10 protein-coding genes are annotated in these 22842 nt (G+C 71.0%); 5 read left to right on the top strand and 5 right to left on the bottom strand.

Going from position 1 to position 22842, the window contains the following annotated elements:
- Positions 1 to 238 precede the first annotated feature (238 nt).
- The 3 genes from ADK36_RS42330 to ADK36_RS42320 are packed head-to-tail and all read right to left on the bottom strand — an operon-like array spanning position 239 to position 3840.
- Entirely contained in the window at positions 239 to 1282 is a 1044-nt protein-coding gene (locus tag ADK36_RS42330; protein WP_048583554.1) for an ABC transporter permease, read from the bottom strand.
- A complete protein-coding gene (locus ADK36_RS42325; RefSeq protein ID WP_053201416.1) occupies positions 1275 to 2198 on the bottom strand; it encodes an ABC transporter permease in 924 nt (307 codons plus the stop codon). Before ADK36_RS42325 ends, ADK36_RS42330 begins: the two co-directional genes overlap by 8 nt.
- 7 nt (positions 2199 to 2205) lie before the next feature.
- Positions 2206 to 3840, bottom strand: a complete 1635-nt coding sequence (locus ADK36_RS42320; protein WP_053201414.1) for a peptide ABC transporter substrate-binding protein — start codon at positions 3838 to 3840, stop codon at positions 2206 to 2208.
- Positions 3841 to 4337: 497 nt separating this feature from the next.
- On the opposite strand from ADK36_RS42320, the gene ADK36_RS42315 reads away from it, so the two are divergent.
- The 5 genes from ADK36_RS42315 (at position 4338) to ADK36_RS42295 (ending at position 10438) form a co-directional block, all read left to right on the top strand.
- Positions 4338 to 5366, top strand: coding sequence for an ABC transporter permease (locus ADK36_RS42315; RefSeq protein ID WP_425315319.1), 1029 nt, complete (start codon positions 4338 to 4340; stop codon positions 5364 to 5366).
- Between the two features lie 79 nt (positions 5367 to 5445).
- Positions 5446 to 7209, top strand: coding sequence for an ABC transporter substrate-binding protein (locus tag ADK36_RS42310; protein ID WP_048583550.1), 1764 nt, complete (start codon positions 5446 to 5448; stop codon positions 7207 to 7209).
- A 122-nt stretch (positions 7210 to 7331) separates the two neighbouring features.
- Positions 7332 to 8312, top strand: a complete 981-nt coding sequence (locus ADK36_RS42305; RefSeq protein WP_048583549.1) for an ABC transporter permease — start codon at positions 7332 to 7334, stop codon at positions 8310 to 8312.
- 48 nt (positions 8313 to 8360) lie between these two features.
- Positions 8361 to 9398: an ABC transporter ATP-binding protein gene (locus ADK36_RS42300; protein ID WP_048583548.1), complete on the top strand. Its 1038-nt coding sequence runs from the start codon at positions 8361 to 8363 to the stop codon at positions 9396 to 9398.
- 26 nt (positions 9399 to 9424) lie between these two features.
- Positions 9425 to 10438 (top strand): ABC transporter ATP-binding protein, encoded by a 1014-nt coding sequence (locus ADK36_RS42295; RefSeq protein WP_053201412.1) that lies wholly within the window; start codon positions 9425 to 9427, stop codon positions 10436 to 10438.
- Between the two features lie 129 nt (positions 10439 to 10567).
- On the opposite strand, the gene ADK36_RS42290 is transcribed toward ADK36_RS42295, so the two are convergent.
- Together ADK36_RS42290 and ADK36_RS42285 are read right to left on the bottom strand one after the other, a co-directional pair.
- Positions 10568 to 21445: a hybrid non-ribosomal peptide synthetase/type I polyketide synthase gene (locus ADK36_RS42290; RefSeq protein WP_053201410.1), complete on the bottom strand. Its 10878-nt coding sequence runs from the start codon at positions 21443 to 21445 to the stop codon at positions 10568 to 10570.
- Positions 21405 to 22682, bottom strand: coding sequence for an MFS transporter (locus tag ADK36_RS42285; protein ID WP_048583546.1), 1278 nt, complete (start codon positions 22680 to 22682; stop codon positions 21405 to 21407). Before ADK36_RS42285 ends, ADK36_RS42290 begins: the two co-directional genes overlap by 41 nt.
- Positions 22683 to 22842 lie beyond the last annotated feature (160 nt).

Below are 22842 nucleotides of genomic sequence, written 5' to 3'. Positions count from 1 at the left end.
CGTGGCTTCGCCGGGCGGGAGGAAGTACCTGGCCGAGGCCACGGAGACTGTGCGGGAGGGCGCGGGGGCGAGGCGGACGGGCACAAGTACACGAGGGCGTCGCGCACCGCCTCGCCGCCGCAGCGCGGGAACCGCCACCGCCACGAGCCCAAACCACACCCTGGCCTCGCTCCACCCCACTCCCCTCGCAGCGGAGTCCTCTCCGTCCGCGTCTCGTGCTACCGACACCACGCCACCCTCACCTCAGCTTCGGGTCGAGGGCGTCGCGTACCGCGTCGCCCAGCATGATGAAGGCCAGGACGGTGATGGCCAGGGCGCCCGAGGGCCACAGGAGGGCGTGGGGGGCGTTGCGGATGTAGGGGGAGGCCGCGGAGATGTCGATGCCCCAGGAGACGCTCGGGGGTTTCAGGCCCACGCCCAGATACGACAGGGTCGCCTCCAGGGCGATGTAGGTGCCCAGGGCGATGGTCGCCACCACGATCACCGGGGCCACGGCGTTGGGCGCGATGTGGCGGAGCAGGATGCGGGAGTTGGAGGCGCCCAGGGCCCGGGCGGCCTGGACGTAGTCGTTCTGCCGGGCGGTGATGACCGCGCCGCGGGCGATGCGGGAGATCTGGGGCCAGCCGAGCAGCACGATGAAGCCGATGACCGGCCAGATGCTGTTGCTGGTCACCACGGAGAGGAGGACCAGTCCGCCGAGGATCACCGGGATCGCGAAGAAGACGTCGGTGACGCGGGAGAGGACCGAGTCCCACAGGCCGCCGAAGAAGCCGGCCAGTGCCCCCAGCACCGAGCCGAGGACCGCGACCCCGAGCGTGGCGCAGACACCGACGGCGACGGACGTACGGGCGCCGTAGACCGTGCGCGTGTAGACGTCGCAGCCCTGGCCGTCGTAGCCGAAGGGATGGCCGGGCCCGGAGCCCTGCTGGGCCTTGGCGAGGTCGCACTTGAGGGGGCTGCCGGAGGCGATCGCCGAGGGCCACAGGGAGATGACCAGCAGGAAGAGAATGATCAGCGCCGAGACGATGAAGACCGGGTTGCGGCGCAGGTCGCGCCAGGCGTCGGACCAGAGGCTGCGGGGCCGGTCGGCGGAGGTGGCGGAGGCGTAGGGGGCCGAGGGGTCCGGGGCCTCGGGGGTGGTGTTCCGCGGTCCGCCGGAGAGGGGTGGCGGGTGTCGCTCAAGGGCCTCCGCCTCGCTCGCGGCCAGGTGCATCGCGCCGCCCGTGCCCCCGCTGCCGGCGACGGCGCCCGCGCCCTCGGACTGGAACGGCTGCTCAGGCATAGCGGATCCTCGGGTCGAGTACGGCGTACAGGAGGTCGACGACCAGGTTGCAGAGGAGGAAGACGAGGACCAGGACCGTCACGAAGCCGACGACCGTCTGGGTGTTCTGGCGCAGGATGCCCTGGTAGAGCTGGAAGCCGACGCCGTGGATGTTGAAGATCCGCTCGGTGACGATCGCGCCGCCCATGAGGAAGCCGATGTCGGCGCCGATGAAGGTGACGACGGGGATGAGGGAGTTGCGGAGCAGGTGGCGCGTGACGACCCGGTGTCTGGGCAGGCCCTTCGCGATCGCCGTGCGGACGTAGTCGGAACGCCGGTTCTCCGCGATGGACGTGCGGGTCAGGCGGGTGACGTACGCCAGGGAGACCGAGGCCAGCACGAGGCCGGGGAGGAGCAGCTCGCCGAAGGGGGCGGCCGGGGAGACGGAGGGGCGGATCCAGCCCCACTCCACGCCGAGCAGCAGTTGGAGGAGCAGGCCGGTGACGAAGGTGGGGACGGAGATGACGACCAGGGTGAGCAGCAGGACGCCGGTGTCGACGGGGCGGCCGCGGCGCAGGCCGGTGAGGACGCCCAGCGTGATCCCGATGACGATCTCGAAGAGGATCGCGACGACGGTGAGCCGGAAGGTGACCGGGAAGGCCGTCGACATCAGCTCGGTGACTTCCTGACCGTTGAACGCCGTACCGAAGTCTCCGGTGAAGACGTTCGCCATATAGGTCAGGTACTGCTGCCACACGGGCTTGTCGAGGCCGAACTCCTTCCGCAGCTGGGCGGCGGTCGCCGCGTCGCACTGCCGGTCGCCGCACAGGCCCGCGACGGGGTCGCCCATCACGTTGACCATGAGGAAGATCAGCATGGTGGCCCCGATGAACACCGGGACCATCTGCAGCAGGCGCCGGACGACGTACCGCCCCATGGCGGGCTCAGCCGACCTTGATCTGGTCGTAGACGGGGACGCTGAACGGGTTGAGGGCCACGTTCGACAGCCGCGGGGACCAGCCGGCGCTGCCGTTCTGGTACCAGAGCGGGATGGCGGCCATGTTGTCCCGGACGACCTCCTCGGCCTGCTGGAACATCTCCACGGCCTTGGCGGGGTTCGTCTCGGCGTTCGCCTCGTCGACGAGCCTGTCGAACTTCTCGCTCGACCACTTGCCGTCGTTGGAGGAGGCGTTGGTGTAGTAGAGCGGCTGGAGGAAGTTCTGGGTGAGCGGGTAGTCCATCTGCCAGCCCGCCCGGAAGGGTCCGGAGAGCTTCTGGGTCGTGCTCTTGCTGCGGAAGTCGGCGAAGGTGCCGATCGGGTTGCCGACGCAGGCCCGGTCGTTGCCCAGGGCGTTGTTGATGGAGTTGCAGACGGCGTCCACCCACAGCTTGTGGGAGCCGGTGTCCGCGTTGTACGTGATCTTCACCTGGCCGCCGGGCAGCCCGCCGCCCGCCTTGATCAGCTTCTTCGCCGCGGCGGCGTCGTACCGGCACCACTCACCGCACAGCCCCTCCTTGTAGCCGCCGTCCTTGCCGAGGACGGGTGAGGTCCAGTCGGTGGCGGGGGTGCGGGTCTTGTGGAAGATGGTGGCGGTGATCTGCTCGCGGTCGATCGCCCGGGAGAGTCCCTTGCGGACGCTGACCGAGCCGGCCGTGTTCCATTCCTTGTCGTAGTGGGGGAAGGCCAGGGTCTGGATGATGCCGGCCGGGGTGTTGAGGTAGCGGTCGCCGAGGTCGCTGCGGACGTTCTTCAGCTGCTGGGCCGGAACGTCGTCGACCAGGTCGAGGTTGCCGGCCATCAGGTCGGTGTAGGCGGTGTTGTTGTCCGTGTAGACCTTGAGGGTGACGCCGCCGTTGCGCGCCGCGTCCGGGCCCGGGTAGGCGTCCCACTTCGTCAGGCGCATCTCGGAGCCCTTGGTGTACGACTCGACGGCGTAGGGGCCGTTGCCGACGGGCTTGGCCAGCCAGCCGGCGTGGTCGTCGTAGAACGCGCGCGGCAGCGGCACGAAGGCGTTGTAGCCGAGCGTGTCGGGGAAGCTGGAGAACTTCTGGCTGAGCCGGACGGTGAAGGTCCGCTCGTCGACCACCTTCAGTCCGGACATGGTGTCGGCGCGCTGCTCGCCCTTCTCCGGGTGGACCTGGTCGTAGCCCGCGATGTAGCTGAAGAAGTAGGCGTTCTTCTGGTTGTTCCTCAGGCTCGCCCCGTAGTTCCAGGCGTCCACGAAGGACTTGGCGGTGACCTTCTCGCCGTCGCTGAAGGTCCAGCCGTCCTTGACGGTGATCGTGTAGTTCCGCGAGTCGGAGGTCTCGATCTTCTCGGCGAGCATGTCCTCGGCGGCACCGGTCTTCGGGTTGTACTGCTTCAGCCCCCGGAAGATCATGGAAAGCACCTTGCCGCCCTGCACCTCGTTGGTGTTGGCCGGCTCCAGCGGGTTCTGCGGATCGGTCCACGAGGAGCTCAGCACCGCGCCGACGCCACCGCTGCCCTCCCCGCCGTCACTCCCGCCTCCGCAGGCCGTCGCGGCGAGCGCGACCGCCACCGCGCTCGCGGCCCATCTGGCGTGCGTGGCTCCACGCATGGAGTGCCTCCTCCTCCGGTGGTGATCCGTTACGGGCCAATATCGAGTCAAAAGCCGCATAGTGCACACGGACTCCGGCCAATGGAGCAACACACCATCCAGATGCACGAACCCGCGCCACTCCCCCGCGAGCGACGAAACGGACTTCTCCCATCCGACCCGATGGATCTTCCATGTAGGGCGCAATGGATCTTCGCGATCCGATGCCGAACCGTTGGATTAGGACCGCTGGATGTACACATTTCGATACGGAGCCGTCCGCATATCGAACTTGTTGCCCGAATAGTCCAGTTAGTCCGAGTCAAGGCACAACTCAATCACGTTGCGCTACCCGCGTAGCTACGGAATGGTCAAGGCAGGGTAAAGAACGTAAAGAGACAACCAAGTCGGCCGAGAATTTATTGACCTTGAATGAATTGCGTTGAAAAAGTCCGGCGTAGCCCGTAGGGGAGCGTGCCCTGCGGAGTCATCAGACCCTCCCTTGGGCCAGGAGCACCATGACCCCCCCAACTCCATCAACGGCTGCCCCGCTTGAGGTGACCGACGACAGCGCCGAGAAGTCGATCACTTCTCCCGCCAACTCGGGCAACGAGAGCAAGTCCCCGGGACAGCTGGCTTGGCGTCGTTTCAAGCGGGACCGCACGGGCGTGATCTCGGCATGCGTCGTGATCTTCTTCTTCGTGGTCGCGCTGTGCGCGCCACTCATAGCCAACCTGTACGGCAAGGACCCGTACACGACGTACGGGCTGAACACGCCCGGCCTGCTGGGCGACAACGGCTTCCCCGTGAAGCCCAACGGCGGGATCGACGGCGAGTTCTGGTTCGGCATCGAGCCCCGGCTCGGCCGCGACCTCTTCACCTTCCTGCTCTACGGCATCCGCAACTCCCTGCTCATCTGCACGGCCATCACGCTCCTCGTCGTGATCGTCGGTGTGACCATCGGTGTCACCGCTGGATACGTGGGCGGCAAGACGGACTGGTTCATCGGCCGGGTCATCGACGTCCTGCTGGCCTTCCCGTCGCAGCTGTTCTTCGTGGCCTTCACCCCCGTGGTGCTCGCCCTGTTCGTGTCGCCCGAGGAGAACACTCCGGTCTGGCTCACCGTCGTCTGCCTCATCGGCCTGCTCACCGTCTTCGGCTGGGCCTCCATCGCCCGACTGCTGCGCGGCCAGGTACTGGCCCTGCGCGAGCGGGAGTTCGTCGAGGCCGCCAAGGTCACAGGCGCGTCTCCGGTGCGCATCATCTTCAAGGAACTGCTGCCCAATCTCTGGACGCCGATCCTGATCCAGGCGACCCTCACCCTGCCGAACATGGTCACCGTCGAGGCCGGTCTCGCCTTCCTCGGCGTCGGCATCCAGGATCCGACTCCGGACTGGGGCGTCATGATCGGCCAGGCAGCCCAGGTCTACCAGGACGACATCACCTTCCTGCTCTTCCCGGGCCTGTCCATGGTGATCTTCGTCCTGGCGTTCAACCTCCTCGGTGACTCGGTGCGCGACGCGCTCGACCCGAAGACCAAGCGCTGACTCCGGCTCATTTCAGGACCTCGGCGAAGGTGCCGGGGTGCCGGTTCTCTCATCACTCTGATTTCGAAGGCAGGATGCGATGTCCTTCTCGCGTAGAAACTTCCTGATAGCCACAGGCGTTGTGGCCGCGTCGAGCTCCGTGCTGAGCGCGTGCAGCAGCGGCGACTCCACCAACAACACCGGTGGCGGCAAGCAGGATGCGGCCAAGGCCGACGCGACCGTCGTCAAGATCGGCACCGCCGAGGACTCCAAGGGCCCGGCCCCGGAGGTCTCCGGCGCGAAGAAGGGCGGCACGGTCTACCTTCTGAACGACGACGACTTCTCGCACCTCGACCCGCAGCGCATCTACTACGCCTGGAACTCGCTCGCGGCGATGGTGCTCTCCCGCACCCTGACCGGCTACAAGATCGCGGACGACGGCTCCCAGACGCTGGTCGGCGACCTCGCCACCGACACGGGCACCATGAAGGACGGCGGCAAGACCTGGTCCTTCACCCTGAAGGACGGCATCAAGTGGGAGGACGGCTCCGACGTCACCGTCGACGACGTCCGCCACGGCATCGAGCGCTGCTTCGCCAACTTCATCACCGAGGGCGCCTTCTACGTCCAGACCTGGCTGACCGGCTCGGCGGAGTACCGCAAGTCGTACCCGGGCCCGTACGGCGGCAAGCACCTGAAGTCGATCGAGACCAGCGGCAAGACCATCACCTTCCGCCTCTCCGAGGCGCGTCCCGACTTCAACTACGTCATGGCGATGCACTCCTACGCGCCGACCCCGGTGAAGAAGGACACCAAGCAGGACTACGACAAGAAGCCGGTCTCCAACGGCCCCTACCGGGTCAAGACCCACGTCACCGACAAGTCGATGACGCTGGTCCGCAACGAGCACTGGGACCCGGCCACGGACCCGATCCGCAACGCCTACCCGGACCAGTTCGACTTCACCTTCGGCATCGAGCAGCTGACGGCGATCGACCGTCTGCTCGCCGACGCCGGCAAGGACCAGTACGCCACCAGCTGGCGCACCATCCCGCAGGAGCGCATCCAGAAGGCGCAGAGCGAGGCCAAGGACCGCGTCTTCGCGCAGCTCGGCAACGGCGTCAGCTGCTACTGGATCAACACCGGCCGGGTCAAGGACAAGTCCGTCCGCGAGGCCATCATCAAGGCCTGGCCGACCGCCGCGATCCGTCAGCTGCAGGGTGGCTCGGTCCGCGGTGACTACGCGACCGGCATCATGAGCCCGCTCGTGGCCGGCTACGAGTCGCAGGACGTCTGGGGCAAGCTGAAGAACCCGGCGGGCGACCCGAAGGCCGCGAAGGAGATCCTGAAGAAGGCCGGCAAGTCCGGTTACAAGGTCGTCTACGCCTACCAGAACGACCCGACCCAGGCGAAGATCAAGGTCGTCGTCGAGAACGCCCTGAAGGCGGCCGGCTTCGAGGTCGTCACCAAGGGCATCGACTCCACGACCTGGTACGACCAGGTCGGCAAGCTCGACAACCAGTTCGACGTGTACTGGGGTGGCTGGTCCTCCGACTGGCCGACCGGTTACTCCGTGTTCCAGCCGCTGTTCGACAGCAAGAACGTCGTCGACCAGGGCCAGAACTACTCGCACCTGAAGGACCCGGCCGTCGACGCCGCCATCAAGGCCGCGACCGCCGAGACCGACCAGGACAAGGCCAACAAGATGTGGGCCGCCCTGGACAAGCAGGTCACCGAGACCGCCGCCTTCGTTCCCGATGTGTACATGAAGCGCATCTACATGCACGGCTCCAAGCTCGGCAACGTCAAGATGGACCCGAACTTCGACGGCAGCATGCTCTACAAGATGTACGTCAAGTCCTGATCCACACCTGAGAGGTGGGGCGGCGCCACGGTGCCGCCCCACCCTCGGCTCGTCCACCGTGGCCCCCGGAAACCCCGGTCCGGCCCCTCCTTACGACGGCCCTCCCAGGAAAGCCACTCCCCATGCTTCGCTTTCTCGTCCGCCGGCTCCTCGGCGCCGTGATCACGCTGCTGATCATCAGCGCGGTCACGTTCATGCTCTTCTACGCGGTGCCGCGCGACCCGGCCCGGATCGCCTGCGGCAAACTCTGCACCCCGGAGACGCTGGAGCTGATCCGCCACAACATGGGGATCTCGGATCCGATGCCGGTCCAGTTCTGGCACTGGCTCTCGGGCATCTTCCTCGGCCGCGAGTACCCGGGCTTCGGTAACTGCGACGCGCCGTGCCTCGGCTACTCCTTCGTCAACCGCGAGCCCGTCCTGGCCACCATCCTCGACCGGTTCCCGACGACGTTCTCCCTCTTCCTCGGCTCGGCCGTGGTGTTCCTGATCTTCGGTATCGGCACCGGCATGCTGGCCGCCCTGAAGCAGGGCAAGCCCCTCGACAAGATCGCCAGCAGCGCCTCGCTGGTCGCCTCGTCGATGCAGATCTACTTCGTGGGCACGCTGGCTCTCTACCTCCTGGTGTACCAGTGGCAGGTCCTGGACCAGCCCGGATACACGCCCTTCACCGAGAACCCCGGCCAGTGGTTCGGCGGACTGCTGCTGCCCTGGCTGATCCTGGCGCTGATCTTCACCGCCAACTACACCCGTATGACCCGCTCCCAGATGGTCGAGCAGCTCCAGGAGGACTACGTCCGCACGGCCCGGGCCAAGGGCCTGTCCCGTCCGAACGTGTTCTTCCGCTTCGCCTGGCGTGGCGCGATGGGACCGATCGTCACCATCTTCGGCGTCGACGTGGGCGTCCTCCTCGGCGGCGGCATGATCACCGAGAAGACCTTCAGCATCCAGGGCATCGGCATGCTCTCCCTGAAGTCCGTGGTCAACAACGACCTGCCCATGCTCCTCGGGGTGATGGTGATCACCGCCACCTTCGTGGTCCTCGCCAACATCGTCGTCGACGCCTGTTACGCCCTCATCGACCCACGCATCAGGCTCGCCTGACCCCGCCCCCACCAGCTACCCCGCATCACCCCTCACTGGAGCGTCCCCGTGACGAGCACCGATCAGCAGCCCTTCCTCTCCATCAAGGACTTGAAGGTGCACTTCTCGACCGAGGACGGCACCGTCAAGGCCGTCGACGGTCTGTCCTTCGACCTCGTACGCGGCAAGACGCTGGGCATCGTGGGCGAGTCCGGGTCCGGCAAGTCGGTCACCAACCTGACCATCCTGGGCCTGCACAACCCGGACAGCACCACGGTCGAGGGCTCGATCACCCTGGACGGCGAAGAGCTGAACGGCGCCTCGGAGAGGAAGCTGGAGAAGCTCCGCGGCAACAAGATGTCGATGATCTTCCAGGACGCGCTGACCTCGCTGTCGCCGTACCACACCATCGGCAAGCAGATCGGCGAGACGTACCGCAAGCACACGGGCTGCTCCAAGAAGGCGGCACGCGACCGGGCCATCGAGATGCTGAAGCGGGTCGGTATCCCGCAGCCGGAGGTCCGGGTCGACGACTACCCGCACCAGTTCTCCGGCGGTATGCGTCAGCGCGCGATGATCGCGATGGCGCTGGTCTGCGACCCCGAGCTGCTGATCGCCGACGAGCCGACCACGGCCCTCGACGTGACGGTCCAGGCCCAGATCATGGACCTCCTGAAGGACCTCCAGAAGGAGTTCGGCACGGCGATCATCTTCATCACGCACGACCTCGGTGTCATCGCCGACATCGCGGACGACGTGCTGGTGATGTACGGCGGCCGGTGCGTGGAGCGCGGCACGAAGAAGGAGGTGCTGCGCGACCCGCAGCACCCCTACACCTGGGGCCTGCTGAGCTCCATGCCGAGTCTGGACCACCCGGTCGATGTGCCGCTGAACCCGATCCCGGGCTCGCCGCCGTCGCTGCTGAACCCGCCGTCGGGCTGCCGTTTCCACCCGCGGTGCACCTTCGCCGAGAAGGTCGAGGGCGGCCTGTGCTCGTCGGAGCGTCCGCTGCTGGAGCTCGTCGACGGACGCGGCTCCGCCTGCCACCTCACCGCCGAGCAGCGCGGCGAGTACTTCTCCGACCTGGCCGGCAGCGCGGCCAACTGACGTACAAGAGACGGGATTTCACCACCATGAGCAGCACCACTCCCCTCCTGGACGTCTCCGGGCTGACCAAACACTTCCCGATCAAGGGCGGGTTCCCGATCCGCCGCACGGTCGGCCACGTCCAGGCCGTCGACGGCCTGGACTTCCAGGTCAACGAGAGCGAGAGCCTCGGCCTGGTCGGCGAGTCGGGTTGCGGCAAGTCGACGACCGGGCGCCTGATCACCCGCCTGCTGGAGCCCACGGCCGGCAAGATCTCGTACCAGGGCAAGGACATCACGCACGCCAGCCGCAAGGACCTGGCGCCGGTCCGCTCCGAGATCCAGATGATCTTCCAGGACCCGTACGCCTCGCTGAACCCGCGGCACACGGTCGGCAAGATCATCGCGGGCCCGATGGAGATCAACGACATCAACCCGGCGGGCGGCCGCGAGAAGCGCGTCCGTGAGCTGCTGGAGATCGTCGGTCTCAACCCGGAGCACTACAACCGCTTCCCGCACGAGTTCTCCGGCGGTCAGCGCCAGCGCATCGGCGTGGCACGGGCGTTGGCGCTGGATCCGAAGCTGATCGTCGCGGACGAGCCGGTCTCCGCCCTGCTCCAGAAGGTCCAGCAGGAACTCGGCATCGCGTTCCTGTTCATCGCCCACGACCTGGCCGTCGTACGGCACTTCTCGCAGCGCGTGGCGGTGATGTACCTCGGCAAGATCGTCGAGATAGCCGACCGCGACGACCTGTACGGCAACCCGCGCCACCCCTACACCCGGGCGCTGCTGTCCGCCGTGCCCGAGGCGACCGTGGACGAGACGCCTCCCCGTGAGCGCATCCGGCTCCAGGGCGACGTGCCGTCCCCGATCAACCCGCCCTCCGGCTGCCGCTTCCGCACCCGCTGCTGGAAGGCGACGGAGAAGTGCGCGACCGAGGCCCCGCCGCTGGTCCAGGTCGAGGGCAACAAGCCCGGCCATCTCACGGCGTGCCACTACCCCGAGACGGCCGAGGTCGCGTCGGCTCCGCGTCTCGCCAAGGACCCCGAGCCGGCCGCCTGACACACCCCTTTTCGTCAGCCGCGGCTCACGGAACGGACTTTCGCCGGCCCCTTGACCCGAGCCCCTGATCGTCCGGTTCCAGGGGAACAAAGGCCCGCACCCTCCCGGGGTGCGGGCCTTCACCGTCTCTCACCGGTGGAGCAGATCCGCCAGCGGGCCCAGCGGGTTCCGTACGGACTCGTCCAGCAGTCGGACGTACTCCTCGGCCCAGGCTTCGATGGTCGAGTGGTCGAACAGATCCGTTGAGTACTCGAACGTCACCGTCATGACGTCGTCCTGCTGGGCCAGGACGACGTACAGCTCGTTGCGTGCCACACCTGCCGTGGGCAGGCCGCGGACGGTGGCCGTCACCGCGTCCAGGTCGAGGGCCGGAGGCGGGGTGGTGACCACGGTGAACAGGACGTCGGGGAACAGGCCGTCGGAGGTTCCCGGCGCGACCAGGTCGGCCACCTCCGTCAGCGGCAGCTCCTGGTGGTCGAGCGCCGTGAAGAGGGTCGTGCCGAGCTGCCGGACCAGGTCGGCGAAGGTGTCCGCGCCGGTCGTCCGGGCCCGCAGCAGGACGGCGTCGCCCAACAGCCCTACGACGCCCGCGCGTTCGGGATCGAGCCGGTTGGCACTGGACGAGGCCAGCACGAGGTCGGTGCGCAGACCGCTGCGCCGGGCGGCCCAGGCGGCGAACCCCGCGGCGAGAACGGCATACGGCGTGGCGTCCAGCCGGCCGGCCGTCTCCGCGATCCGCGCGGGCAGGGAGCCCTCGACGGTGCGTGTGTGCAGTGCTCCGCGGCCGGACAGGGCCCGGGGCCGGGGACGGTCGGCGGGCAGGTCGAGGGTGAGGGGGACTCCTTCGAGTTCGGCGCGCCAGAACCGTTCCAGCTCGGCACGGCGGGCGTGGTCGAGGCCGCGCTCCGCGACGGCGCAGTCGGTGAACTGAACGGGCGGCGGCGGGAGCGGGTTGCCGGTGCCCCGGCGGCGGGCGTTGTAGAGCTCCTGCACCTCGCGCCAGACGATCCCCATGGACCAGCCGTCGCAGATCGCGTGGTGCAGGACGGTCACCAGCGTCCAGCGGTCGGGACCGAGCCGGGCCAGCCGGAAACGGAACAGTGGGGCGTGGTCCATCGCGAACGGGCGGGTCGCGTGTTCCATGCACCAGCGCTCCACGTGGTCCTCGTCCCCGGCGTGCTCGGAGAGGTCGGAGAGGTCGCTGACGGGCAGTTCCACGGGGACCCCGGCGAGCACCTCCAGGAGGTGTTCGCCGCCGCGCAGCACCGCCCTGCAGCGGAGTGCGTCATGGCGTGCCACGAGGTCCGCGAGCGCGCCGCGGAGGTCGTCGGTGGACAGGTCGCCTTGCAGGTCGATGCGGTGCGCGACGTTGTAGACGCCCGGGTCGGCACGTTCGTGGTGGCGGCGCCACAGTCTGCGCTGGACGGAGGTCATCGGCACCGTGGCCCGCGCCTCGCCGGCGGTGGCGGTGGCGGCCCGCGGAGGCGGGTCCGCGGTCGCCGCGCCGGTCTGTTCGAGCCGTGCCGCGATGGCCCGGATCGTGGGGGTGCGGAAGAAGTCGGCCATGGACACGGCCCGGTCCAGCTCCGACGCCATGCGGTTCACCAGCCGGATCGCGCTCAGGGAGTGACCGCCCAGCTCGAAGAAGGAGTGGGTCACCGGAGCCCGGCTCAGGCCGAGTTCCTCGCACCACAGGTCGTGCAGTGCCTTCTCCAGCGGTGTGGCGGGGTCCGCGCCCGTCGGCCGTTCCCCGGTCTCGGCGGGTTCGGGCAGGCTCTGCCGGTCCAGCTTGCCGGACGCGTTCACCGGGAGGCGGTCCAGGCGCACCCAGCGGCGTGGTACCAGGGGGTCGGGGAGCTCCGCGGCCAGTGCGGTGCGCAGGGGCGTGAGGTCGTCGTCCTCGACGGTCACGGGCACCACGTAGGCGACGAGTTCCCACTCGCCGTGGCGGTCGCGCCGGGGCAGGACGGCCGCGTCGCGGACGCCGGGGAGCGCGGTCAGTGCGGTGCGGACCTCGGCGGGTTCGACCCGGTGTCCGCGGATCTTGACCTGGTCGTCGGTGCGGCCGTGGTAGGCGAGGGCGCCGTCGGGGCGCCAGCGCCCCAGGTCGCCCGTGCGGTAGCGCACCGCCCCCGTACCGTCGGTGCGGAACACGTCGGCCGTCTCCTCGGGCCGGGCGTGATACCCGTACGCCACCGGGACACCGCCCACGTGTATCTCCCCGACGGCCCCCACGGGCACCTGCCGCCCGTCCGGGTCCAGCAGCAGAATCCGCGCGCCCGGCACCGGAGTGCCGATCGCCGGCCGGTCGTCGCCGTCGGGGTCGACGCGCTGCGAGGTGACGATGACGGAGGTCTCCGTGGGCCCGTACTGGTTGTGCAGGGCGCATTCCGGATGGGCGGCCAGGAAGCGCCGGAACGCGTCGGTGAGCCGCAGTTCCTCCCCGGCGGAGAACAGCTCCCGCAGGGACGGCATCTCGGGAGCGGTCTCCATCAGGTACGTCAGGGGTGTGCGGGGCATGAACATCCGCTGCACGCCCTGCGCGCGCACCGCCGCCACGACGGCTGCCGGATCGTGCCGCACCTCGTCGGCGATGAGGACGAGGGCCGCTCCCGAGGCCAGCGTGGTGAAGATCTCCTGCACGCTGACGTCGAAGGCCGGGGACGTCCACTGAAGGGTGCGCAGCGCCGGATGCCGCCGCAGGTGCTGGCGTACGAGGTTGGCCGGGCCCCGGTGGGGCACCAGGACGCCCTTGGGGTGCCCGGTGGAGCCGGACGTGTAGATGCAGTACGCGGGGTCGTCGGGCCCCGCCCCGCCCTCCGCGGTGCCGTCCACGGGGGTGTCGTCCGCCTCGCCGGTCAGCAGTACGGGCAGGTGGCCCGCGACTCCGGGATGGCGGGAGAGGGCGGCGTCGCTCGTCAGCAGCAGGGCCGGGGCGCCGTCCGCGAGCAGTGCGGCGAGCCGTGGGCTGGGCAGCGTCGGGTCGAGCGGCAGGTAGGCGGCACCGCTGGTGAGCACCCCGAGCAGGGAGGCGACCAGCTCCGGGCCGCGGGGCAGCAGGACGGCCACGCGCTCGCCCCGGCCCGCGCCGCGGGCACGCAGCCGCCGCGCGACGCCGTCGGCGTGGGCCTCCAGCTCGGCGAAGGTCACCCGGCCCTGATCGTGTATCAGCGCGACGGCGTCCGGGGTCCGGCGGGCCTGCCGGCGGAACAGCCCGTGCAGGGTGTCCTCGCCCCGGGGTGGCGGCTCGTCCAGGTGGCCGAGCCGGGCCAGGGCCGCGCGGTCGGCGTCGGTGACCGCGGTCAGTTCGCTCAGCGGGCCGGCAGGCGTCTCGACGGCGCGGCGCAGCACGTGCTCCACGTAGTCCACGAGCCGGGCCACGGTGCTCTCGTCGAAGAGCGCCGTGTCGTACTCCACCATGAACCGCACGCCGTGCTGATGATGCGTCAGATAGATGCTCAGGTCGAACGGGGCGCGGGCGCTCGGCACGTCCAGGAGGGTGGCGGAGAGCCGCGGCGGGTCGAATTCCACCCGGCCCTCGTTCTCGTACTCCACCATCACCTGGAACAGCGGGTTACGGCTCGCGTCGCGCCGCGGGTTGACCGCGGCTACCAGGTCGTCGAAGGGGACGGCGCGGTGTTCGTACGCCGCCGTACTGCTGTCCCGCACCCGGCGCAGCAGCGCCGGGAAGTCCGGGTCGCCGCCGAGGTCCAGCCGCAGGGGCACGGTGTCGAGGTAGAGGCCGATCCGGTCCTCGGTGCCCGTGGAACGGGCGGCGACCGCGGTGCCGACGACCAGGTCGCGCTGTCCGGCGAACCGGCCGAGCACGGCCGCGACGGCGGCCGTCAGCGTCATGAAGAGGGTGGCACGGTGCTCGGCGGCGAACTTGCGCAGTGTGCCGACGAGTTCGCCGTCCAGCGTGTGGGTCAGGCTCGCGCCCGCACCGGTCCTGACCGGCGGACGCGGCCGGTCGGTGGGGAGTTCGAGTTCGGGGGCCCCGCTCAGTGTGCGGCGCCAGAAGGCCAGGGACTCACCGGCCGGGGACTCACCGGCCGGGGCGGAGTCCGGGCCGTCGGACCCGGGTGGTTCGGCGAGCGGTGGCAGCGCCGGGTCGCCGTGCGGCCAGGCGCGGTAGCAGGCGGCGAGGTCCCGGGCCAGTACGGCCGTCGAGGCGGAGTCGAAGACGATGTGGTGGGCCAGCAGGAACAGCAGGTGCCGCTCCGCCGACAGCCGGAGCACGCGGGCGTGCAGCAGCGGTCCGGTGCCGAGGTCGAGGATCCGCCGTCCCTCGGTCTCCAGGACGGCCCGTAGCGCCTCCTCCTCCGAGGCCCCGGTGTGGTCGTCGACGGAGCAGTCGAGCCGCACCCGGTCGAGCACCTCCCGGTACGGGACGCCGTCGTGCTGCCGGAAGACCGTCCGCAGCGCCTCGTGCCGGTCGACGACGCTCTGCAGCGCCTGGCGCAGCGCCTCCACGTCCAGCGGGCCGTCCAGCCGGATGGCCTTGGGCTCGTGGTACATGCTCGTGCCCGGGTGCAGTTGTTCCAGGAACCAGATGCGGCGCTGGGCGGGCGACAGCGGCTCGCGCCGCGCCGCCGGGGTGGCCGGCTCACCCGGCTCGTCCCGCAGACGACGGTGGACGCGCTCCAGCACCGGCAGCGCGGCCAGGACCCGCTCCCTCGGCACGCCGAAGTCCACGAAGCAGGCGATCTCGTCCGCTCCGGCGGCCACGAGGCGCCGCACCGTCTCCTCGGCGATGTGCTCGTCGCCGATCAGGGCGCGCGACCCGCAGTAGCGCTCGTAGGCGCGCCCGAGCAGGAACTCCACGTCCTCCTCCGGGGTGTTCTCCAGGTCCACCTGGAAACCGAGGCTGTTCGTCACCTGGTCGAAGAGGGAGAGCGAGGAGCGCAGGTACGACACGAACGGCCGGTACGCCTCGGCCCGCGCGCTCTCGGCGTCGTCGCCGAGGTAGGTGTGGACCAGGACCACGACGCGTCCGGCCGCCGGATCGAGGCCGTGCTCGGCGCGGGTGCGCCGGTACAGCGCGATGTTCTCCGCGAGCTGCTCGACGGTCTGGGTCATCAGGTTGGTGACCACGCCCAGGTCCTCGGCGGCCGCCCGGCGGTAGCTGTCCGGGTTGCCCACCACGGCCACGTACAGGGGCAGCTGCCGCTGTACGGGACGCGGCTGCAACCGCACGTCGACGGGCTCGCCGTCGCCCGCGGTCGTCCGCAGCGGCTGTCCGGACCACAGCTGCCGGACGGTCTCCAACTGCTCGTACATCACCTCGCGGTGCCGGCCGAAGTTCTCCGGCGCGAGCGCGAAGTCCGTGGCGTGCCAGCCGCTCGCCACACACATCCCGGCCCGGCCGCCCGAGATGTTGTCGACGACCGACCACTCCTCGGCGACCCGCACCGGATGGTGCAGCGGCAGCACGACGGAACCCGCGTTCAGCCGCACCCGGCTGGTCCGCGCCGCGAGTGCGGCGGCGAGCACGGAGGGGTTGGGGAAGAGCGCCCCGAAGGAGTTGAAGTGGCGCTCGGGGAACCACAGGGCGTGAAAGCCGTGACGGTCGGCGAAGTCGGCCGCCTCCATGATGAGCCCGTACTTGTCGTGGGCCGTGTCGTCGGGATAGTCCCCGAAGAAGTAGAGGCTGAGTCCGCATCCGGTGGCGGAGGCCGGGGCGGGCGCGGTGGGTGCCGGCAGGACGTGCGGGGGCGGCGTCGGCGCCGGTGGCCGGGTCAGGACCGGGGTGGGCGCGAGGGCCGGGGCCGGGGCCGGGGTCCGGCCGGTGGCGGCCGTTGTCGCCGACCCGGGCGTGAGCACGTCGAGCTGGCGGGAGATCACCTCGGACACCTGCTCGGAAAGCTTCTCCATCAGCCTGAGTTGCTGCTCGAACAGGCCGTGGACTTCCGAGGGCGCGGCGGCTTCCGGGGGCACGGCGGCTTCCGAGGGCTGCGCCACCGTGGCCGGTTCCACCGTGCCGGTGTTTTCCTTCGGGCCGGCGGCCTGCGGCTCCGGTGTCTCGCCCCGCAGCAGGGCCAGACGTTCGGCCAGCCTGCGCGGGGTGTCGACCGATTCGAACAGCTCCCGCACCGGGACACGGGCGCCGTGCCGCTGTTCCAGCTCGGCCGTCATGCCCATCAGGGAGAGCGAGTCCGCGCCGAGTGCGAAGAACGAGCTGTCGGGTGCCACGTCCGCCGCCCGCAGACCCAGCTTGTCGGCCGTCAACTCGACGATGTCGTCGAGCAGTTCACGCGGCGCCGCCGCTCCCGTCTCCGGGGCGGGGGCGCGCTCCGGCGTCCGCCCGGCCCCGGGCGTGACCGGCACCCGCCGCAGCGGATGGCCGGGCAGCGGCACCCGGCCCGCCCGGCCGGTGATCCGGTGCCACTCCAGCTCGGCGCCCCGGCGGTAGAGCGAGCCCAGCGCGGTCAGCAGGCCGTGGACCTGCTCGGTCCGGCCGCCCTCACCCTGCCCGCTCAGCCAGCGGCTGGTGGGCAGACAGTGCCGGCCGAGTCCGGTGAGGGTGCTCCCGGCCCCGGTCTCCACGAAGTCCGCGCACCCCTGCCCGGCGGCCGCGGCCATGGCCAGGTCGAAGCGGACCGGCTGCCGTGCCTGCCGGCACAGGTGGTCGGCGTCCACGGTCCAGCCCGCGCGGCGGACCTCACCGTCGGCGGTGGTCACCACCGCGGTGTGCAGGGGACGGTACGTCACTCTCTCGGCGTGGCTGCGGAATTCGCTCAGCGCCGGTTCGATGTCGGCGGAGTGGAAGGCCCGGTCGACCGGTAGCTCCCGCCACCGCACCCCTTCCTGGTCGAGCAGGCGCTCCGCCTCCCGTACGGCCTGCGGCGAACCGGTGATCACCTGGGCGCTCGGGCCGTTGACCGCGGCCACCTCGGCACCCGCACTCAGGGCGACGCGCCGCGCGGTGTGCGGGTCGGCGCGCACGGCGAGCATGCCGCCGGGCGGACAGGCCAGGTGCATCAGCCGCCCGCGCCAGGCGGTGAGCCGCAGCCCGTCCTCCCACGTCATGGCTCCGGCCGCGGACAGGGCCGCGTACTCGCCGACGCTGTGTCCCAGCAGCAGCGCCGGGCGGACACCGGCGGCGCGCCACACCTCGGCGAGTGCCGCCTGGTGGGCGAACAGCGCCGCCTGGGCGGTCTCGGTGGGCCACACCCGCGCACCGTCCGGCTCTGCTCCGTCGAGCAGGAGCGGCAGCAGATCGCCGCGGAACTCGTCGGCGAAGAGTTCCGCGCACCGCTCAAGCATGCGCCGGGCCTCGGGATACGCGGCGTACAGGCCGCTCGCCATCCCGCGGCGTGCGCTGCCCTGGCCGGGGAAGGCGAAGGCGATCGGCCCGAGCGGAGCGTCCGGCCCGGGGCGTGGCTCGGCCAGGGCGCGCGCGAGTTCCTCGGCCGTTCGGCCGACGGCCGTGGCGCGTGCCGCGCGGTGCGGTCTGCCGAGCGCGAGGGTGGCGGCCACGTCGGCGGCCGACAGCTCCGGACGCTGCCGCAGCCGGTCCCGAAGCCGGCCGGTGAACTCGCCCAGGGCCTCGGTGTCGCGGGCCGACACGGGTACGAGAACGGGCAACGGGGGTTCGGCCGCGGGGGGCACGGGCGGGGCCTCCTGGAGCACCACATGGGCGTTGGTGCCGCCGACTCCGAGCGCGCTCACCCCGGCCCGGCGCGGCACTCCGTCCGGCACCGCCCAGGGCCGCAGCTCGGTGGCCAGGGTCAACGGGCCGTCCAGGTCGAGTTCGGGGTTGGGGCTGGTCAGGTGCGGGGTGGGCACCAGGGTGCGGTGGCGCAGCATGAGGATCGTCTTGATCAGTCCGGCCATGCCGGCGCAGCTGTCGAGATGCCCGATGTTCGGCTTCACCGAGCCGACCGCGCAGAAACCGCTGCGTGGGGTGTCCTCGCCGAGCGCCCTGCCGAGCGCCTCCAGTTCCACCGGGTCCCCGAGCCTGGTGCCGGTGCCGTGCGCCTCGACGTACGAGATCGTGTCCGCCGGGACGTGCGCCGCGCGCAGGGCCTGCCGTACGACGTCGACCTGGCCGGGGATGCCGGGTGCGCTGAAGCCGACCTTCTCCGCGCCGTCGTTGTTGACGGCGGAGCCCAGGACGACCGCGTGGATGGTGTCGCCGTCGGCCAGCGCCCTGTCGAGCCGCTTGAGCAGGACGGCGGCCACGCCGTTGCCGCCCACGGTGCCGTCGGCCTCGGCGTCGAAGGCCCGGCACCGTCCGGTGGGCGACAGGATGGACCCGGGGTGGCTGCGATAGCCCGTCCGCTGCGGCAGGTGCACGGCCGCGGCGCCCGCCAGCGCCAGGTCCGCCTCACCGCTCAGCAGCGACTGAACCGCGAGGTGCACGGCGACCAGCGAGGTCGAGCAGGCCGTCTGTACGCCGATGGCCGGCCCCGTGAGCCCGAGGCGGTAGGCGACCCGGGTGGCGAGGAAGTCCGGCTGCTGCCCGATCGCCCTGCGCATGCCGGTGGCCGGGTCCGTCCCGTCGTACGGCGAACCGGACTCGGACGCCTGCTGATGGTCGTACAGGTTCATGCCGGAACCGGCGAACACGCCGATTCTGGTGCCGGGGCGCGCGGCCTCGTACCCCCCTTCCTCCAGCGCCTGGTGGCAGCACTCCAGGAACAGACGGTGCGCGGGGTGCGTGAGTTCGGTCTCCCGGGGGCTCATGCCGAAGAAGTCGGCGTCGAACTCCTCGACGCCGTCGAGGACTCCGGCGACCGGCACGAGGTCCGGTGCGCGCCGCTGCTCCGGCGGCAGGCCCGCCTGCGCGAGCTCCTCGTCACCGAAGACCTGGACGCTGACCACGCCGTCGCGCAGGTTGTCCCAGAACCGCTCCGCCGAGTCGGCCCCGGGGAAGCGCAGCGACAGTCCGACTACGGCGACCCGTCGGTCGGCGGCACCGACGTCAGTGCCGCCGACCGAGCCCGCGCGGGCGTCCGAGTCCGCGTGAGCGTCCGTGTTCGTGTCCGCGGGGGTGCTGCCGGCCGGCGTGGGCTCGTGCGTCTCCTCCTCGGCGCGCGCGCCGGCGCCGTGCAGGTGCGCGGCGAGTGCGGTGACCGTCGGGTGCTCGAAGAGCGCGGTCTGGGCGACGCGGATGCCGAGCCGCTCCTCCAGCCGTCCCCGCAGGCGCACGATGAGGACGGAGGTCATCCCGAGTTCGTAGAACGGCAGGTCGGTGTCGGCCGGGCGGCCGAGTACGGCATCGAGCTCCTCCCGCACCACCCGCGTCACCGCGTCGGGATCTGCCGGTGACCGCCGTGCCGGGCCCGTCTGCGCGCTGAGGCCGCCCGCCGCCAGGCGGTCCCGGAGCTCGGCGCGGCGGACCTTTCCCGCGGGCGTCCTGGGGAACTCGTCCCGTGGGACGGGCAGGACGTGGGCGGCGGTGAGCCGCAGCCGCGTGAACAGCGCCGCCTTCACCTCGCCCGCGATGCGCGCGTCCTCGTCCGTGCCGCGGCTGACGAAGAACACGGCCAGCTCCTCCGTGCCTTGGTCCGGGCGCGGGATGCCGCAGGCGGCCACCTCGCCCTGCCGGATGCCGTCGACGGCGGTGGCCGCCTCCTCGACCTCGTGGCAGTAGACGTTGTGTCCGTTGAGGATGATCACGTCCTTGCGGCGGCCCGTGATGACGACCTGGCCGCCGTCGAGGAAGGCCAGGTCGCCGGTGTCCAGCCAGTCCCGGCCGGCGGGGAAGGCCGCCGCGTCCGCCTCCGGGTCGCCGACGTAGCCGGGGGTCAGACGCGCGGGCGAGTGGACCTGGAGCCGCCCGATCCGGCCCGCGGGCATGAGGTCGCCGCTCTCGTCGACGATGCGCAGGGTGACGCCGTGCGCGGGTGCGCCGGAGGCGACGAAGGTGACGCAGTCGTCGTCCGGGGTCTGCTCGTCGGCCCGTAACAGGTCGCCGCCCAGGCTGCTCTTGAGCAGGCGATGCACCGCGCCGGGCCGGTCGAGCCGGCCGTAGGTGACGGCGGTGACGGTCTCGGCCATGCCCCACGCCGGAACCACGTGCCGCTCCTGGACTCCGTAGGGGGCCGTCGCGTCGAGGAAGCGGCGCAGCACCGGCAGCGCGATCCGCTCGCCCCCGCACACCAGGGACTTGAGGCCGCCGAGGTCCCAGTGCCCCTGCTGCCGGACGGCGAGCGCGTCGGCGACGAGCTGGTAGGCGAAGGTCGGTGCCCAGCCGTGCTGCGCCCGGTGCTCGTGGAGGAGGTCGAGCCAGCGCAGGGGCTCGGCGACCACCAGCTCGGTCGCCGCGTGGACGTTGGTGCACCCCGTGAAGACGGCGAGCAGGTGGTACAGCAGGAAGGCGCCGCTGTGGTCCAGCGGCAGCCAGTTCACCATGGTGTCGTCCGGACGCACGTCCAGGATCCGCCGGCTGCTCGCCGCGAAGTCGGCCAGTCCGGCGTGCGTGAGCCGCGCGGCCTTGGGCGTGCCGGTGCTGCCGGAGGACAGCATCAGCAGGGCGGTGCCGCCCGGTTCGGGCTCGACATGGTCGTCGGCCGGTGGCGCGTTCAGGCAGTCGCGCGCGATCTCGACCCGCAGCCCGGGCGCGGCCCGGCCGACCGCCGCCGCGCCGGCCGCGTCGCTGACCACCAGGGGACCGCCGAGCAGACGGTGTGCGTCCCGCAGGCGTTGAAGGGCCGGGGAGCCCGGCAGGGGAGGCTCCGCGATGGCCACGGGATGCGCGCCGCCCAGCACGCCGGCCCAGAAGGCGGGGAAGAACTCGGCCGGCGGCAGCCCGCACAGCACCACGGTGTCCCCGGCCCGCAGGCCGCGCTCCCGCAGCCCCGCGAGCAGCCGCCGTGCCCGGTCGAGCAGTTCGGGATACGACTGCCCGGTCGTGGTGCCGTCCGCGGCGACCGTGACGACGGCCGCCCCGGAGTCGGCCCGTGCGGCGCGCAGCAGCGCCGCCACGGCGTCCGGCGGATCGTCCCCCGTACGATCCGGCTCAGGACCCCGGCAAAGTGCGTGCCCCCGTACTCGTTCCATGCGAGTCCTCTTCCTTTTCGCCAGGTGTGACGGCCGAGCGCGACAGGTCTGTGCCGCGCCGGCCGGAGGTGAACAACAGCAGCGCCAGCGCCCCGCACACGGCCGCGCCGTGGAAGGCGGCCACGACGGCCAGGACGGGCAGTGACTCGAGTGCGGCCGCGGCGGTCACCGCGCCCAGCGCGAACCCGGACTGCTCCGCGGTGGCGGACAGGGCGAACAGCCGTCCGCGCTGCCGGTCGGAGGCCGCCTGGAGCCGGGTGGTGTAGACGATCTCGGTCCAGCCGTCCGCGAACCCCGCCGCCCCGGCCGCCACGACGAGCCCGGCCGTGGGCAGGCCCAGGAACGCCGCGGTGAAGCAGAACGCCATGGCGCAGGTCCCGACGGCGAAGGCGCGCTCGCCCCAGGCCGCCTCGGGCCGTCTGCGCCGGAGCGCCCAGTGGGCGAGGACGGTGCCCACCGCCCAGGCCGCCCAGAACCGGGCCATGAACACGGCGGGCTCGTCCGGAGCGGCGACGTGTGCGACGACGGGCAGGGCGGCGTTGTGCGAGGAGGATGCCAGGGCGTCCACGCCTCTGAGCAGGATCATGCCGAGCAGCAGGCCGGGCAGGCCCGCCGTGGCGAACCGGCGCAGTCCACGGCGCGGGGGTACGGCCTCGTCCTCCCCGTCGGCCGGTGCCTCGTCGTCCGTACGCGGCCGCAGCACCAGCAGGGCGGCGGCGGACACGGCGAAACTCACGGCGTTGCAGGCGAACGCGAGCGCGTATCCGCCCGCCGCGATGACGGGCGCGGCCGAGGCGAAGCCCAGCACCGTGGCCAAGGAGCGCGCCGACATCAACAGGCCGTTCGCCCGGGCCCGGTTCCGCGAGCCGACCATGACCGGGACGGCGCTGCGCAGGGCGACGCTGAAGAACGTGTTCCCGGCTCCCAGGACCACGACCACCGCGGCCAACAGCCACATCGGGGTGCGTGGGGCGCTGAGCGCCAGCGCGGTCATGGCCGCCGCCTGGGCGACGTCGGCGCAGACCATCACCGTGCGGCGGGTCAGTGCGGCGGGCAGCGCCCCTGCGGCGAACCCCGCCGCGAACCCCGAGAGCAGCCGCAGCGCCATCACCGCGCCGACTCCGAAGGCGGTACCGGAGACCTCGTAGGAAAACAGGCCGAGCGCGATGAGATTCAGGTAGTTGCCGAAGGCGGAGGCGGCATAGGCGGAGACGAGAAAACGGAATCGCCCGTTCACTTCCCCCACCAAGCCCCCTCGCCCCACACGACCGATTCATCAGTTACGTGCCCGCACGATCCTAACTGCCGTGCCGGCGACCGGTATTTGTTTTCCGGATCGGCGGTTCACCGAGTTGCATCACGGTATTTCCCATGGAATTCACTCACGGTGTCGGAAA

The sequence above is a fragment of the Streptomyces viridochromogenes genome, from assembly GCF_001270495.1.
GTDB lineage: Bacteria > Actinomycetota > Actinomycetes > Streptomycetales > Streptomycetaceae > Streptomyces > Streptomyces viridochromogenes_A.
This window is presented reverse-complemented; position numbering and strand designations above follow the sequence as displayed.